The organism is Plantactinospora sp. CA-290183, from assembly GCF_050936375.1.
GTDB lineage: Bacteria > Actinomycetota > Actinomycetes > Mycobacteriales > Micromonosporaceae > Plantactinospora.
In genome coordinates, this window is sequence record NZ_JBNJMX010000003.1 from 406471 (window position 1) to 423056 (window position 16586).

Consider the following 16586-nt stretch of genomic DNA (forward strand, 5'->3'; position numbering starts at 1 on the left):
GAAACCAGATGACAGCGCCACAGGACACCACTGACGAAGCGATGACCCAGCAACCGCCCCGCAACTTCACAACCAGCAGCGCCGAGATCGTCGCGATCGCCTGGCCGACGCGCCGCCCCATCTACGCCTACACCCCGGAGGAGATCGCCGAAGGCGTCGATGTCTACACCCGGGCGATGAAAGCCCGCGCTGCTGGCGCGCGGACGGCCGGAGGCGACGATGCGCCCGAGTGATGACCTCACCCCGCACGCCCGAATTCCCGCCGACGTCGACACCCCGGACAAGATCGTCTACGGGTTGACCGCCCGGCAGTTGGCCATCCTGGCCGCGGCCGGGGTGATCGGCTACGGCATCTTCCGCGCGGTCGGCGACCTGCTGCCGCAGCCGATGCTGATCGCGATCCTCGTCCCCCTCGCCGGGGCGGCGATCGTGCTGGCCTTGGGCCGCCGCGACGGCCTGTCCATGGACGCCTGGCTACTCGCGGCGGTACGGCACACCCGCAATTCGAAACAGCTGACGCCGGCGGCAGGCGGCAGGCCGCTCCCGGCGCCGACCTGGGCACCAGCCACCACCACACCCGCCGCGACGGTGTCGGTGCTGCGGCTGCCCGCCACCGCGATCAGCGACACCGGCGTCATCGACGCCGGCTCGCACGCCGCGGCCCTGGTCGCCTGCACCACCGTGAACATCGGGCTGCGGACCGGCGACGAGCAAGCCGCCCTGATCGGCAGCTACGGGCGGTGGCTCAACTCCCTGTCCGGACCGGTACAGATCGTGATCTCCGCGCAGCGGGTCGACCTGTCCAGCCACGCCTACCGCATCGCCGAAGGCGCCGAGACCATCGGCAACCCTGCCTTGGCCGACGCCGCCCGGGACTACGCCAACTTTCTCGACGACCTCGCGGCCCGCCGGGACCCGCTGTGGCGGACGGTGACCGTCGCGGTCACCGCGACCGGCGACAAGGGCCGCGACACCGAGGTCCTGCGCCGGGCGGAACACACCGCGTCCGCGCTGTCCACTCTCGGGGCCGAGGCCGCCGTCCTTGACGGCGGCCGGGCCGCCGCGGTGCTCACCTGCGCTACCGACCCCTACACCCCGACCGACGTCACCTGGGCCCGTGCCCTGCCCGACGCGGCCGTCACTGGACCAGGAGATTGACATGCCCCTACTGAAACGGCAAAAGCCGACCACCGCCGCTGACGCGAGCCCGGCCGATCCGGCCGGGCTCGCGGCCGTTGTGGGCCCGGCCGCGATCGACCACACACCTCGCTACCTGCGCCTCGGCGACGGCTACGCGGCAACGCTGATCGTCACCGGATACCCCGCCGAGGTCGGCCCCGCCTGGCTGGACCCGCTGCTGGCCTGGCCGGGCCGCCTCGACGTCGCCGTCCACATCGACCCCCTCGCCCCGCAGATCGCCGCCGCCCGGCTGCGCAAACAGCGAGCCCGGCTGGAGTCCAACCGACGCACCGACACCGAGAAGGGCCGCCTGATCGACCCGATCACCGAGGCCGCCGCCGACGACGCCGCGGAGCTGGCCGACCGGATCGCCCGAGGCCACAGCAAACTCTTCCGCGTCGGCCTGTACCTGTGCGTGCACGCCACCACCCTCGACGAACTCGACGAAGCGGTCGCCCACGTGCGGGCCACCGCCGCCTCGGTGCTGCTGGACACCCAGCCGGCAACCTGGCGCCAGATGCAGGGCTGGACAAGCACCCTCCCACTGGGCACCGACGGGCTCGACATGCGCCGGATAATGGACACCGACGCGCTCGCCTCGGCGTTCCCGCTCGCGTCGTCGGACCTGCCGGCGCCGCTGCCCGGTGAGCCCGGCGCCACCGGCGGCATGCTCTACGGACTCAACCCCCACTCCAACGGGGTCGTCTGGTGGGATCGGTGGGCGCAGCACAACGCCAACAGCGTCGTCCTCGCCCGGTCCGGGGCCGGCAAGTCGTACTTCGTCAAGTTGGAAGTACTCAGGTCGCTGGCTGACGGCGTGCACGTGGCGGTGATCGATCCCGACAACGAGTACATCCGTCTCGCCGACGCGGTAGGCGGCGTCACCATCGCGCTCGGCGCCAACGGGGTGCGGCTCAACCCGCTCGACATTCCACCCGCCGACCGCCGACCGAAAGCACGCACCTACCGGGCGATGTTCCTGCACACCCTGATCTCGGTACTGCTGGGTGAGCAGCCACCACCCTCCGAGCAAGCTGCCCTCGATAAGGCGATCAACGACGCCTACGACCAGGCCGGGATCTCCAACGACCCCGACACCTGGCGCCGCCAGGCACCGCTGCTACGCGACGTCGCCACCGCGCTCACCGCGCAGCGCACCGAGGCCGGCGACACCCTCGCCGCCAGGCTGACACCGTGGACCACCGGATCGTTCCGGGACCTCTTCGACGGCCCCACCACGACGATCCCGTCAGGGCAGCTGGTGTGCTGGTCCACCCGGCACCTCGCCGACGAGCTCCGCGCCCCCGGCATGCTCCTCGCGCTCGACGCGATCTGGCGCGAGGTCGACACCCCAGCCATTCGCTCGGCGCACACACCCAGGCGGCTGGTCGTTGTCGACGAAGCCTGGACACTGCTCCGCGACGGCGAAGGCGCCAAATTCCTCTCCCACCTCGCCAAATCAGCACGGAAGCGCCGGGCTGGGCTCGCGGTCATCACACAGGACGTCGGTGACCTGCTCGGCTCCGCCCTCGGGCAGATCGTCATCGCCAACGCCGCCACCCAGATCCTGCTGCGGCAGGCGCCGCAGGCGATCGACGTCGTCGCGGACGTGTTCGGCCTGACCACCGGTGAAGCCCGGGTGCTGCTCGCCGCCCGCCGCGGCGAGGGCCTACTCATGTCCGGGACCCACCGAGTCGGCTTCCAGGCCGTGGCCTCCCGCCAGGAGCATCGGCTGTGTCTCGGAGACCTGGAGTTGCCCGACGACGAGTAACCCCGCCACACCTGCCGCGGCTGGAAACGACCGTGGCATCAGCAAACCATCCGAGGGCCGTGGGTCGCCAGCAATGGCCGCCCGCGGCCCTTTTTGTTCTCCGGAAGGGCCTAACCCGTGAACCCCAGCCTCGTACCCGCTTCTATCGTCTCCACGCTCGCTCCCACGCCCGCACCGTCCTCGACCCCGCCGGTACCGACGACACCGTCGTTGCCCGGACCGTCGCAATGGCTCCTCGACACCGTGACCACCGCTGTCGGCTGGTGCCGGGACCGGCCGTGGCTCGCGCTCGTCGGCCTGCTCATCGTCGCCGGCGGCTACGCCGCAGGCACCGTCGTGGCTCGCCGCCGACACGCCCGGATGGCCCGAAACGCGCAGCTGATCACCATCAGCCCACCGCCGGAGGTCAACCCGGACGGCGCCGCTACCTTCTGGGCCACCCTCGCTGAGATCCTGCATACCGGCTGGCGTCGCCGCCTGCGCGACGGCCGAGCGCACCTCGCGGTGGAGTACCGGTGGGGCGGCCGGCAACTGACGATCGCGGTCTGGGTACCGGCGACCATTCAGCACGGCCCGATTCAGGCCGCGATCCGCGGTGCCTGGCCCGGCGCGGCGTGCACCGTCACCGACGCCGACCCGCCGCTGCCCCGGGACGCCTTCAACGTCGGCGGCGCGCTCGCCCCTATCCTGCCGGCCTGGTACCCGCTGCAGACTGACCACGACAACGACCCGCTGCGGACCCTGATCTCCGCGGCATCGGGACTGCACGCCGCCGAGTCGGCCTGCGTGCAGGTCCTGGCCCGGCCCGCGACGACCCGGCAGGTACGCCTGCTGCGTCACGGTGTCCAGAGTTTGCGTACCGGCCGGGCACCGCGCGACCTGCTCGACCCGGCCACCTGGCTACGCGCCGTCCTCGATCTGGTGACGGAACTGTTCAGCACGGGCCGGCAAACCCGTCAGCCTGCCCGATACACGGCACCGCCGGGCAACGACCCGCAGCGTGAGCGGGACGGCCGCTTCGGTGTCGACAAGCTCGCCGGCGCCCAGTGGGAGGTGGCGCTTCGCTTCGGCGTCGCGCACACCAACCCCCGCGGCAGCGACCCCGAAGACCTCAAACCCCGGCTGGTCATCCTCACCCACGGCATCGCCTCGGCCTACGGGGTGTGGACCGGCCGCAACCGGCTACGCCGCCGCTCCATCAGGAACCCCGCCCCGGTCCTGGCCGGCCGCAGACTGCGCCGCGGCTTCCTCCTGTCCCACGCCGAACTGGCCACGATCGCGGCACTGCCCCAGGACATCGCCGTACCCGGATTGGACCGCGCACGCGCCAAACCGATGCCCGCCCCGGTCGCCGTCGCCGCCGGCGGACGCGGCACGAAGGTCCTCGGCCGCGCCGACGTCGGCGGCCACTCCGTCGCCCTACACGTCGTCGACGCCCGCCAGCACCTGCACGTGCTCGGCTCCACCGGCTCCGGCAAGTCGACGCTGCTGATGAACATGATCCTCGACGACATCCACGCCCGTCGCGGCACCGTCGTCATCGACCCGAAAGGCGACCTGGTCCTCGACCTGCTCGACCGAATCCCAAAAAGCCACGCCAAACGGCTGACGATCATCGACCCGAACCAGCCGGCCGGCACCACCCTCAACCCCCTGCAAGGCGAGGACCACGACCTGGTCGTGGACAACATCGTCAGCATCTTCGGACGGATCTTCGCCAAGCACTGGGGACCCCGAATCGACGACACGCTGCGGGTCGCCTGTCTGACGCTGCTACGCAAGGCCAACGCCACGCTGACGCTGATCCCGCCCCTGCTTAACGACAAGAAGTTCCGGTACGCGTTCACCCAGGACCTCGACGACCCCGAGGGCCTGCGCGGCTACTGGGAATGGTTCGAGTCCACCCCGGCACCGTTGCGGGCGCAGGTGATCGGCCCCGTGCTGTCGAGGCTGCGGGCGTTCCTGCTGCGGGACTTCGTTCGCCGCACCCTCGGCGCGCCGCGGTCGAGCTTCGACATGCGCCGCGTTCTCGACGGCGGCATCCTGCTCGCCCGACTACCGAAAGGCCAGATCGGCGAAGAAACAGCCCGGCTGATGGGAAGCTTCGTCCTCGCCTCGGCCTGGCAGACCGCCACCGGCCGGACCCGGCTACCAGAGGCGGACCGGCGCGACTCCTTCGCATACATCGACGAGGCCCACAACTTCCTAAACCTGCCCGGCTCGGTCGGGGACATGCTGGCCGAGGCGCGCGGCTACCACCTCGGCCTCGTTCTGGCGCACCAGAACCTGTCGCAGATGCCGCGGGAGACGCAGCTGGCCATCTCCGCGAACGCCCGCAACAAGGTCTTCTTCTCCTGCGCGCCGGAGGACGCCCACCAGCTGGCCCGGCACACCATGCCCGAACTCGACGAGCACGACGTGTCCCACATGGACGCCTACCGGGCGGCGTGCCGGCTCGTCGTCAACAGCCGTGAAACCGCGGCATTCACCCTGCGGACCAACCCGTCACGGCCGATCGTCGGCGAGGCCACCGCCGTCCGACAGGCCGTCGCCGACGCGGTCGCAGGCACCGCCGGGAACCAGTCGGCGATCGCCCAGCTCGCCGGCGTCGCCGCCCCACCGGCCGGCGACGATCCGGACTCAGACGACCCAACAGCCACCCAACAGGATCCTGCGTAACCCACCAGACGTGTTCGGCAACGCCCGGGTACGAGGCCGCCCGGCCTCTGGGCCGGCCGTAAGCGGTGCTCGTTCACCTTCGCGATAAGTGGCGAGGTCCCTCAGCGACCACGGGGGAAGCCGCTGGGGGACTTCGTCAGTTTACGCCCTGCTATCAGCCCGTCACCAGATCGGAATCCCGGTGGCGCCGGTCTGATCGCCCTCTGCAGACCCGGCCAGAACCCGGTCATCGCACCAGCCACCGACCCGGCCACTGCCCGGCGCTGTACTGCCGAGCCCCGGCCGACCCCACCCACCCAACAGCCCAGCTAGGAGCCGTCATGTCCGCGAACAACAAAACCCGACACTCCCCCCTGGGGGAGCTCTCTACGGGGGACATCCCAGTAGGCGTGCCTCCGACGACCAGCTCTCGCTCCACAGCCACCCACTCCCTCATCGACATCTCCCACCGTCTTCGCCCCCGCGACTACACCATCGCCTTTCTCCTCGACGGGCATACCACTCTCACCACCGAACACCTCACCTCGATCCTGTTCACCAATTCCACAACCTGTCGGCATCGCCTACAGCTACTGCGCCGGCTCGGCTTCATCGACCGCTTCATCCGCAACCGGCCCGGCGCCAACCCGATGTGCTGGCTGCCCGGCCTGCTCTCCGCCAGGTACACCGCGCTGGCACTCGGCGATAGCCCACCCAGCATCAAAGCCGTGCGGGAACGGCAGGATCGGGTCTACTCCAGCGCGACACTGGACCATCTCCTCGCCGTCAACGACGTGTTCGTCTCTCTGCTCGTCCACGCCCGCCACCGGCCGGGCACGGCGTTGACCCGCTGGTGGTCCGAACGCACCACGGCGGCGGCGTTCGGCCACCGGATCAAACCCGACGGCCACGGCGTCTGGACCGACGGCAGCCAGGAAACCGGGTTCTTCCTCGAACTCGACCGCGGCACCGAACCGATCAGGCGTCTGGTCGACAAGCTGGCCTCTCACCGCAAACTGCGCGCCGAGGGCGGCCCGCAGTACCCGATCCTGTTCGTTCTGCCCAGCCGGCTACGGGAGCAGAACCTGCACCGCAAGCTCGCCGAACGGCCCGAACCCACCCTGATCGTCGCTACCACCTGCCCGGAATCCGGGCCCGAGCCGGCCGGCCCGGTGTGGCGGCTGGCCGGAAATGGCCGCCACCGACTCACCCTGGCCGACCTGCCCAGCAGCCACGGCCAACCCGGCCCCCTCACCCCCGGACCGGCAGGCCCGGACGACCACCCCCTCCGGCTGATCCTCGACGCCACCGGCTGAGGCCCGGCGGCGTCCTCACGCCGCGACCCCACGGCCTCGGGTCCGTCTTCCCGCGCCTACCGCGCGGAGACGGACCCGAGGCCGTTCTCGGTTCCGCGCCCCGACGCCGTTCGGCGCGGCGGGGGACGGGGCCACCGCATGCGCCGCACTCACTCCACCACCCAACACACCGAGGAGTTGTATGCCTGCAAGCCATCCCGACACCGGGCCGCACGCAGCGGGCGATGTACGCCCCAGACGCCTGCTCACCCAGAACCGTGAAATGAAAGCAATCGGCGTGTGGAACTGGACCCTGCCCGCCTGGGCCGGCCGGCTCGCCGACGGCCGCACCTACAACACCTGCCCATCGGCAGGCATCTGCGCCCGCGTCTGCTACGCCCGCAACGGCACTTACCTGTGGCCTGCGGTACGCGCTCGCCACCAGGCCAACCTGATGTTCGTCCTCGACGACCTGCCCGGCTGGGAAGCCGTGATGACCGCCGAACTTGGGCGCCGCGCGGCGCAGGGCCGCTGGATCCGCATCCATGACAGTGGCGACTTCTTCTGCGACGAGTACCTCGCGGCCTGGCTGCGGATCTGCCACGCCCGGCCGGAGGTGCGCTTCTACTGCTATACCAAGGAAGTCGACCGGTTCCGGCGGCTCGTCGAACCCGACCCGCCCGCCAACCTGTTCTGGGTGTACTCCTACGGCGGTACTCAAGACGGCGCCCTTGACCCGACCGTGGACCGTGTCGCCGATGTCTTCCCCGACGAGGCGGCCATCAGCGAGGCCGGCTGGGCGTCGCAGGAAGCCTCCGACCTTCTCGCCGTCCTCGGGCCTCCGCTGGTCGGCATTCCCGCCAACCGCATCCCGGCCTTCCTACGCCGGCTCGCCGGACGCCGGTTCAGCACCTGGCAGGCCGAGACCCAACGTGGCGTCCACCGCCGCGGGCGGCTCCCGAGGCCCACGCCGGGCACCGCCGCACCCGCGGCGCGCCGGCCCACCGCCTGATACCTCGCCGTGCGGCGTCCTCGGGGGCGGCGGTCAGAGCCGGGACCGGTGACGCGACCCCGTGACGTCACATTCGGTTACCCAACAACCATGCGGCGGTTAGTAGTGGTGAGCAACATGCGTTCACGGCCACCCAACAGGGCCACGACGGGCTGCGCCCTCGAACGCGCGATGCATCCAACAGCGCAGGCCAGCAGGGGTATGAGGAGGCTATGCGCGGCCCGTGACCTGTTGGGTAATCGGGCTACGGTGAGGGCTCAATTTCATTGAACCCTTTATGCACCATCATCCGGGCCTCGCCGCCCACGACCCGCGGTCGCAACCGCCCACCCGCCAACCGGCCGGTCGGCCTGCGCCGCCCGTAGGCGCCTCGCCCACCCCACCGCACCACCCCGCGCCGTCCAGGCGCCTGCCGCGGCCTCGTTCCGCGTGCTGCTGACCGCATCACGGTCGCGCTTCCATCTCGCTCTGCGGGTAGCCGTTTTCGGCATTCCCGTGTCTCGCCACTCCCATCTCAAGGAGGACACCGTGCCCCAGACGTCCCTGACCATCGTGTGCCTGCCGCAGGACACCCCCATTGACCAGGTGGCCACCACGGCCGCATCCCGCCTCGCGGCCACACCGCTGATCAACCTCGGCAGCGCCGGACACTTCATCACCACCGCCCGCCTGCGCCGCGGCAACCTGCTGCAGCCGTGGAGGGACACCGCCGCCGGCGGACCCGTCCGACTCCTGGACCTCGACGCGATGCGCGCCACCGCCCATCGGGACTACTGGTACCGCTGGCACATCTGGAACTCCGTCGTCGCCGGCACCCGGCCCGCCCAGCCCTACTGGACCTTTCTCGATCGGCACCTCGCCGACCCGGCAAAGTACCCGATCGCCAAGGCCCAGCAGCACTACCTCGCCCAGCCCCGCATCGCCACGATGCTCACCTACAACGCCCTGCCGACCAGACTCACGGATCTGCCCACCAGCCACCTGGAAGCATTCCAGACCAGCGCGGACAGCTACGCCCACTACGGCTGGCTCTGTGCCGTCCCCGGCAGCAACGTCATCTCCCTCGACGGCACCCACCTGGCGGCTACCAGCGACCGGTACGCCACCCACATCGCCTACCTCGCACACGCCAACCACCGCATCACCACGCTGCACCAGCGCGACATCCTCGTCGCGCTCAGCACCCGCTGAACCCACAGCGCCGCATCCGCCCAGACGAACCGGTCAAACCCCCGGTTCGTCTGCCGGCATTCGCTTCTCACAGCCCGGTCACGACGCCAGTCAAGCCGACCTGATCGGCGACCCCGTGCGCGACTGCGACCTGGTTGACGGGGCGGGACAGCCGCTACGGGATGGCCGATGAGCGGTGCACCAACCCACCTTTCCAATTTTTCGATGGGAGACGCACGCATGGACCTGAATGATCCGCGCTGGCTCCAACACCTCGACGTGATCACGGCGTGGGGCGAAGCCAGCACCGGCAACGAGACCGACCCGCCCACCGACCAGCAACTGTGGGCCATTAGCCGGATCCGAGCAGACCTGAACCTGCCCGAACAGATTGACCCCACGCTGCTCACCGAACTGCGAGCCGCTTTCAACGCCGGCCGCCGGGGCCTGGAGTGGAACGCCGTCGACAGCGGCGAGCTGCGCGCGGTGAGCAGCCTCGTAGACGGCGGCTACTACGTGCTGCGTCCGCAGGGCGGCGGATGGGTGGTGGACCTCGTCATTCCGGACGACATGCCGGACAGCGAGCGATCCGAGGAGGCCGACGACGAACTGGTCGAGGTCGCGCGTCTATCGGCCGGCGGGGTCAAGGTCGAGCAGGTCAGGGCCGGTGATCTCCCGGGCAGAAAGCCCCGCGTCGGGTGGTTTCCCACCGAAGCGAAGGCGAAGGCGGGGGCCGCTGAGTACGAGGCCGGGACACACCCCGAGGACGACGGTTGCGCCATCTACACCGAGAGCTACCACGGGGTGCTGCGCAACGGCGTGGAGGTCTCAGTCCACAGCCTGAGGACGGGCGACGTGTTTACCGAGGTCGGCTACGACGACCCGGTGCTCGTGCACGCGGTGGCGAGCGGAATCGACGGGGATCTCCACCTCGACCTGGGTTCCCCGGACGGAGACGACTCACCCTGACCACTAGCGGTCACGATCACCGATGGTTGTCACGTCGCCGCCCGGCATCGCCGCATCGAGACGACCGCACGGTTTTCACCGCGAGACCGACGCCTTCGACGTCACCTGGCGTTCCGATCGCCCGGAAGGTTCGGACGGGACTGGCACGGAGATTCGCAGCATGGCCGGCGTTCGCCGCGCCGCTGGCCTGCCGCCGCCGGTCGTCAACCGCCGCGGCCCGTTGTCACGCTCGGGCAGACCTGCCGGCGCAATCCCCGGGCCCACATCCTGCGACCTGGCTGGCTCTCCATCGCCGAGTGCGGGGTGTATCTGCGCACCGACCGCGTCGACGGCTCGCCCCGTGACGCGCCCCCCGCTGCTGATCCATCTGGCGCCACCAGTAGCCACCTGCGTCCCTGAAGCGGCCCGCGTCCTGGGCCGCCGTACCTGGCCGTCGCCCGGCCCTCGCACCCGCGTCTCCGCGGCGCAACCCCGGGCACGGCCTTCCGCCCTGCCCGGATTCCAACCATCCACACAGGAGTTCGGCATGAACAGACTGTTCGCTGCCCGCGTCACTGCCGTCCCGCCCGCCGATCTGCACCCCGGGCAGGCCGTGCACGTCAACGTCCGCACCGTATGGCTACCCGCCACCGTGACGTCGATCACGCACAGTTGCATAGGCGTTGACTACGACACCCATTTTTGGGCCAGTGGGCCACTGGCGAGCTCCGTCGCCCCGTGGGTGGTCCGGCCCGCCGATGGGTTGCGTCTGCAACCGGTCCACGCGGTGCGCGTCGACGACGACGTGGTCGCCTTCGACAGCACTCCGCTCACGGTCGCCGGGGCGTGGCAGGGCCGCGACCGCTGGTGGGTCATCGACTACACCACGGGCGAGCGCGCCACGGTGCCGCCGAACGCGATTCTGCGCTTGGTCGACCCGACGCCGACGGTCACCGTCAACGGCATCACCCTGTGACGCCGTTCCACCGCCTGCCTGGCGTCACCACAGGCCACAGTGCTGCCGATCTCGTTCATCTGGCCGGTGCACCAGTTTTGATGCAGCGCCGTTCGACGCACGTCTGCACATCCGTGTCCCGGCGGTCCGCCGGGCTTCCAGAGAGGCAACTGGCATGACCAACATCATGCAGCAACGTGTCCTGACATCCGACCGTTCCCGGGCGCCACTTGCTCTCACCGCCTACCCACATCAGCAGCCGCAGTCGCTGGCGGAACTGTCCGCGGCGCCCGGTCGGGCCGTCACCATCCTGGACGCCGACCGCCGCGACAACGCCGTCGTCCTGCGCCAGGCCGAGGGGACGGGCACGGTCCAGGTCCTGATCAACGGACAAGACCGCAGCTTGCGCGCCGACATCAGGGCGGTGCCGGTAACCGATCCCGCTACCGCGCTGCGCCTGGCTCAGCAGGCTGTGGCCTGGGCCCTGACGGCTGAACGCGCCGCCGCCGACCGGGTCAGTGGTCTAGTCGAGCAGGACGAGGAGCAGCAGCGGCGGCACACCCGTGAGCTCGCGGAGATCCGCTCCTATGCCATCGACCGGCACCGCGATGGTGACATCTGCCGGGAGGGGCTCGACAAGTTCCTCGCCCGCTTCGACCTCGACCCTTACCAACCGCTGCACCGGGTGCAGTTCACCATCACTGGCAGCTTCTACGTGAAACCGAACGACGACGCCAGCACCGGCTACACGAAGGACGACGTCCGCGAGTACCTGGGCCTCGACACCGACCAGGTCGACAACGTTGACCTGGACACGCTCGCGTTCGATGTCACGGTCGACGTAAAGGCCCACAGCGAATGACGACCAACGACCAGCAATACGGCACCCACGGCAGCCGTCCGCTCCATCTGTCGTCGAGCACGGACGACGATCCTGTGACGAGCACACGGGGCGTGGTCACCATCACCGACCAGTCGGGCACCAGTCGGGCGTTCCGGTCCGAGTGGGCCAACCCGGAATACCTGATCCCGGTCGTGGCTCACGTCCTGGCCTGGGCCGACGAGTGCGGTCACCGGCTGGTCACGTCGGCGTGGCTCGCCTACGCCGACGCGTTTCCCGGAACACTGCCGCGAGATGAGGTCACCGGCACCGAGGCCGCTGACGACACTGACCTCGACTACCGCTACCAGCTGTACCTGCACGAAGACTCGGCCGGCGTCCTGCTGCGCGTGTACCGCGTGCGCGAACCGGCACGCCAACCGGCACCCCGGTTGCTCGTTGAGCTGACCCGGGCGGATCTGTTCGCGGAGGCGGCGGCGCTGTGTGACAGGGCGTCCGACCGCGCTCAGCGATGGGCCGACAGCCACGGCGGCCACCCGCCACCTGGCAACGGTCCCGACGTGTGGCGGCGCCACGCGACCCGGTTCCGACGCCTCGACGCATCAACGCCGGTGGTCGCGCTCGGCGCGAACCTGGACGCCCGGCTGGTACCGGGGAGGTTCGACGCGCCACACCCGGCGATCCACATCGCCGGTGTCCGCGTCTTCGCCTACGTCGACTGGCGAGGCACGGTGCGAATCTCCGCACACCTCGACGAGGCCGAGCCCTGGCTGCTCCGACGTGACCGCACGGTGCCGGTGCAGGTCACCGTCGAGGGCCGGATCGTGTTCCAGGGCTGACCCAGCCCGTCTGACCGCTCGGCGCCGCACGCGTCGGGCACCGCACGGTTCCTTCTGGCCGATGCCCGGCCACCCTCACCTCGCTTGCCGGGCATGGTCTGACGGTCATGCCCGGCGACTCCATCCGAGAGGAGTCCCTGTGACCCACACGCCTTTCGTCTTCATCGTGGTCGCCGAGGACGGCATGAGCCACGAGCACCACAGCCGGCTACGCGGCGGCGACGTCACCACCGTCCTGCGCCGCGCCGTCGGCGGCTGGCCGGCCCCGATCCCGACCGGCGCCAGCAACCTCCACCTGTGGTGCGACGAGGACGGCCCCGCGAAGTCCCGGCGCCCCAACCTCGTCGCCGGGCTACTTGTCGCCCGCCTCGGCGGCGGTCGGACGCCACTGGCCGGACCCGTCGCTATCACCGGTCGCCGCGACGGCACTGCCGTCAGCCTCACCCCCGCCCAAATTGACGCGGTACTGGCCGCACTGACCCACTGTCGATGACCCGATATCTGCGGCCCCGGGCCGCCCCAACGGGCCCTTTGAAGGAGGACCAACCTGTGGAAGATCCTGGCCAGTTTCGTTTGACCACCCGCAACGACCTTGTCGTCGCAATGCCCTACATCGTCGGGTTCACCCCGACCGACAGCCTGCTCGTCGTGGTCTTGGACGACGGGTGGATCCGCTTCACCGCCCGGCTCGACCTGCCCCAACCGTCCGAACTCGAAGAGCTGGCGGTGCCGGCCGCGGAGAACGCCACGATGATGGCGGAGTACGGCTCGGCCGCGTTCCTGGTCGGCTACGGCCCGGCCGAGCGGGTCGAACCCGCCGCCGCGTTGTTCGCCACCGCGTTGACCAGCGCAGGCGTCGAAGTTCAGCAGGTGTTGCGGGTCGATGACGGCCGCTACTGGTGCCTGTGCGGTGATATCCGCTGCGCCGACGGCATCGCCTACGACCCCGCTGCCAGCATGTTCCCGGCGGAGGCGGTCTACCGGGGTATCGCCCCGCTGCCGGACCGGACCGCGCTGGAACACCTGATCACACCGGTAACCGGGCCCGAGCGTGACCGGATGCGCGCCACGACCTTCGCCGCCCTGTCTCGGCTCGCCGGCATGGTCGCCGACGGCACCGTTTCGACCGCCCGCGAGGACCGACAGCCGCCCGCGCACGTGGTGCGCGAGGGGATCGCGGCGGTGCAGCAGGCGTACGAGTCCGCTGCCCGTGGCCAGGTTCTGTCCGACGACGACGTGGGGTGGCTGACCGCCGCGCTGATGGTGCTCGCCGTCCGGGACCACGCCTGGATCACCTGCGACGGCAGCGACGCCCAGCGGCAGCTCTGGATCGACGTGACCCGCCGGGCGATGCCCGACCTCAGCGCCGCCCCCGCTTGCCTGCTCGCCATCACCGCCTACCTCGCCGGTGACGTCGCCATGGCGAACATCGCCGTGGACCGGGCCCTGCTCGCCGAACCGGACTACCGGCTTGCCCACCTGCTTGGCCACGCCCTGCGGGCCGGCGTGCCGCCGCAGGTGTGGCAGGCCACCACCACCGGGACCACTACCAACTAACCGCCTGTACGTCCGGTGCCCGCCCAGGGCGCCGCCGGCATACCCGCGAATCTCCGCGACCGGAGGTTCACACACCGATCGAGGTGAGGGCAGCCGGTGGCACCCGGCTGCCCTCGACACCTCCCCAACCTGGGATTGGAGGTGTGGGCACCAGTGTCCACCCCCGCGCAAATCGCTGCATTCCTGGCGGCCATAGCGATCACCGCCGTCATCACCCACTACTTGATCCGACTACGCGCCTCCGCCCGCCACCGGACGCCGGTCGCCACCGCCATGCATGCTCACCGCGACGACCTGACCGGCCTCGGCGACCGCGCCGGCTTCCACGCCGCGCTGGCCGTCGCCGGGCGACCAGTCGCGCTGATCCTGATCAACCTCGACAGCACGCGAGCGTTCGCGGATCGCTTCGGCGACGACACACTTGACCAGCTGCTCGTCCAAACCGCCGGTCGCCTTCAGCACGCCGCCTCTGCCGCTGGCGGGCGGGTGTTCCGACTGCGACGCGACGAGTTCGTCGTCATCCTCGATGACCGCCTCGACTCCGCCGGCCACGCGGTGCGGCTGGTCAAGGCCGTCGCCGAGCGGACCGACATCCACCTCGGCCGGCACCCGATCACCGTCACCGTCACCGCATGCGCTGGCGTCACCTCCCTCGCACCCCACGTGCACGCCGACCGGCAGGTGGCACTTGTGCACGCCGATCGGGCCATGCGCGCGGCGAAACAAGCCGGCCGCGGCAGCACCGCGGTCTTCGATCCCGCCACCATGCTTGGCCCCGCCGATGGTGGTGAGGCTCGATGAAAACACGCCGATCAATCACCTGCCGTACCCCAGCGCGACGCGTGGCGGCACCTGGTGGCGACGTGTACGGGCTCATCGACTGGGACGGCTCGCAGATCCTGATCGTCGGTAGCACCGCTGAGACGGTCACACGGGAAGCGATCCGAATCTTCGCCAGCACGCTCCTCGCCGAGGGCAGCCTGGCCGGGGACGCCCCGGACTTCACCGACCGGCATCCGCTACCCGACCCCGACGGCCCGATCACGGCCATCGACGACTGGCTGACGCTGCTGCGTCAGGCGACGGCCATCCCGTGGTTCGACATCCTCGTCGACGAGGTGGTGATCGCGCGATGACCGAGCCTCAGCAAGGCAGCCTCGCTGCGGCACCGCTGCCGCCGTTCACCGATCAGCCAGTGCACCTCGGCCGCCTGCCAATCGGCACCCATGTCGTCACCGTCTGGGCCGACCGGCCGGCGCGCCGGCTGACCAGAGTCATGTTGGCCGATCCCGCCGGTCGCGCCTGCGGCGACGGCACCCTGCACGGCGACACCCTCACGGTCACCCTGCCCGGCGACTGGAACGCCGCGGACCGGAGCACCGCGACGTGCCTGATCGCCCGTCTGATTCACCAGGACGACGCCGCCGCTGGCCAAGCACCTACCGGGGCACGAGATGAGGCGCGCCGCGCCGTCAACGTGGGACGCGTCGGCATGGTCGTGCCCGGCTCGGTCCCCTCCGCCGTGTCGGCCGACTGCCACGAACTGTTGCGTAGCGACCCGCGTCTGCGGCCGGTCGCCGACGTCGATCAGGTGCGTCCAGAGGCGCCGGCGAGCCGGATGGGGGCGGCAGCCGATGAGAGCAATTCCTGACATTCCGGTGCACCTGGCCGGGCGACCCAGCTCCGGTGGTCTGGTCGTTCCGATGATCACCCCGGCCACCCGCGACGGGCTGTACCTCTTCGGCAAGATCACCGACCTGGTGCAGTACCAATGCCTGATCCGCAGCCTGTGCCAGGTCTGCGGCCAGCGGCTGGGTCGGCGGGCGGTCATGTTCGCCCGCGAATCCGACCTGTTCTACGGGTGCACGGCGGAACCGGCGGCATGCCCACCGTGCGCGGCCTACAGCCGACGAGCCTGCCCGATGCTCGCCGCCCGGCGGTCCCGGTACCGGGCCAGCGAACACCCCGCCCTGGCGGGTATCCCGCTCGCCGCAGATCAGCTACTACGCCAGTCCGCACCCGCCGAACCCTGGTACGCGGTCTGGATCCGCGACTACGACGTCATCGAGCACCCCGCCCGGCCGGGCACGCTCGCCGCGTCGTGGCAGCGGATCCCGCCGCTATGCATCCGGCCCCTCGCGGCCACCGCCTGAGGGCACCACCACGTCGCCGTCCGCCGCACTCGCTGTTCCTGTACCACCTACGGCCGACGCTCGGCGACCGCAGTGCGACCTCGCACACCCCGGGCACGGCCATGTGGCCGTGCCCGGCTTCCCACCTGCTGTCAGGCGCTACGCCGGCGCCCGCACCGGGCGGCGACGGCCATGTTCAACGCCGACCAGCTCGGCGACCGCCCAACTG

Annotated in this window: 17 protein-coding genes; all 17 read left to right on the forward strand. The window is 70.4% G+C overall.

The genetic code is table 11. The annotated features are described in order from the left end of the window. Positions 1-8: 8 nt before the first annotated feature. The 17 genes from ACQEUR_RS10040 (at position 9) to ACQEUR_RS10120 (ending at position 16378) form a co-directional block, all read left to right on the forward strand. Positions 9-233 carry a hypothetical protein gene (locus ACQEUR_RS10040; RefSeq protein ID WP_433028672.1) on the forward strand — a complete coding sequence of 75 codons (225 nt, stop codon included), beginning with the start codon at positions 9-11 and terminating at the stop codon, positions 231-233. Then, entirely contained in the window at positions 220-1158 is a 939-nt protein-coding gene (locus tag ACQEUR_RS10045) for a PrgI family protein (RefSeq protein WP_433028674.1), read from the forward strand. The genes ACQEUR_RS10040 and ACQEUR_RS10045 overlap by 14 nt, the downstream gene beginning before the upstream one ends. Position 1159: 1 nt before the next feature. Further along, positions 1160-2950 (forward strand): VirB4 family type IV secretion system protein, encoded by a 1791-nt coding sequence (locus tag ACQEUR_RS10050; RefSeq protein ID WP_433028676.1) that lies wholly within the window; start codon positions 1160-1162, stop codon positions 2948-2950. A 243-nt stretch (positions 2951-3193) separates the two neighbouring features. Further along, positions 3194-5629, forward strand: coding sequence for a helicase HerA domain-containing protein (locus tag ACQEUR_RS10055; protein WP_433028678.1), 2436 nt, complete (start codon positions 3194-3196; stop codon positions 5627-5629). Positions 5630-6018: 389 nt separating this feature from the next. Beyond that, entirely contained in the window at positions 6019-6924 is a 906-nt protein-coding gene (locus tag ACQEUR_RS10060; protein WP_433028680.1) for a replication-relaxation family protein, read from the forward strand. Between the two features lie 181 nt (positions 6925-7105). Continuing rightward, positions 7106-7915 carry a GP88 family protein gene (locus ACQEUR_RS10065; protein ID WP_433028682.1) on the forward strand — a complete coding sequence of 270 codons (810 nt, stop codon included), beginning with the start codon at positions 7106-7108 and terminating at the stop codon, positions 7913-7915. Between the two features lie 528 nt (positions 7916-8443). Next, positions 8444-9106, forward strand: a complete 663-nt coding sequence (locus ACQEUR_RS10070) for a hypothetical protein (RefSeq protein ID WP_433028684.1) — start codon at positions 8444-8446, stop codon at positions 9104-9106. Positions 9107-9274: 168 nt separating this feature from the next. After that, positions 9275-10054, forward strand: a complete 780-nt coding sequence (locus tag ACQEUR_RS10075; RefSeq protein ID WP_433028686.1) for a hypothetical protein — start codon at positions 9275-9277, stop codon at positions 10052-10054. Between the two features lie 526 nt (positions 10055-10580). Beyond that, positions 10581-11009: a hypothetical protein gene (locus ACQEUR_RS10080; RefSeq protein ID WP_433028688.1), complete on the forward strand. Its 429-nt coding sequence runs from the start codon at positions 10581-10583 to the stop codon at positions 11007-11009. 154 nt (positions 11010-11163) lie between these two features. Then, entirely contained in the window at positions 11164-11850 is a 687-nt protein-coding gene (locus ACQEUR_RS10085; RefSeq protein ID WP_433028690.1) for a hypothetical protein, read from the forward strand. A 74-nt stretch (positions 11851-11924) separates the two neighbouring features. Continuing rightward, entirely contained in the window at positions 11925-12668 is a 744-nt protein-coding gene (locus ACQEUR_RS10090; RefSeq protein ID WP_433028692.1) for a hypothetical protein, read from the forward strand. A 139-nt stretch (positions 12669-12807) separates the two neighbouring features. Further along, entirely contained in the window at positions 12808-13161 is a 354-nt protein-coding gene (locus tag ACQEUR_RS10095) for a DUF3846 domain-containing protein (protein ID WP_433028694.1), read from the forward strand. Between the two features lie 56 nt (positions 13162-13217). Continuing rightward, the gene (locus ACQEUR_RS10100; RefSeq protein ID WP_433028696.1) at positions 13218-14225 is read left to right on the forward strand and encodes a DUF4192 domain-containing protein; all 1008 of its coding nucleotides are present in this window, start codon (positions 13218-13220) and stop codon (positions 14223-14225) included. 153 nt (positions 14226-14378) lie between these two features. Continuing rightward, the gene (locus ACQEUR_RS10105; RefSeq protein WP_433028697.1) at positions 14379-15026 is read left to right on the forward strand and encodes a GGDEF domain-containing protein; all 648 of its coding nucleotides are present in this window, start codon (positions 14379-14381) and stop codon (positions 15024-15026) included. 41 nt (positions 15027-15067) lie between these two features. Then, on the forward strand, positions 15068-15361 hold the full coding sequence (locus ACQEUR_RS10110) for a hypothetical protein (RefSeq protein WP_433028699.1): 294 nt from the start codon (positions 15068-15070) through the stop codon (positions 15359-15361). Further along, complete coding sequence (locus ACQEUR_RS10115) at positions 15358-15876, forward strand: hypothetical protein (RefSeq protein WP_433028701.1); 519 nt, start codon at positions 15358-15360, stop codon at positions 15874-15876. The genes ACQEUR_RS10110 and ACQEUR_RS10115 overlap by 4 nt, the downstream gene beginning before the upstream one ends. Further along, entirely contained in the window at positions 15860-16378 is a 519-nt protein-coding gene (locus ACQEUR_RS10120; protein WP_433028703.1) for a hypothetical protein, read from the forward strand. Before ACQEUR_RS10115 ends, ACQEUR_RS10120 begins: the two co-directional genes overlap by 17 nt. The last annotated feature ends 208 nt before the right edge of the window (positions 16379-16586 follow it).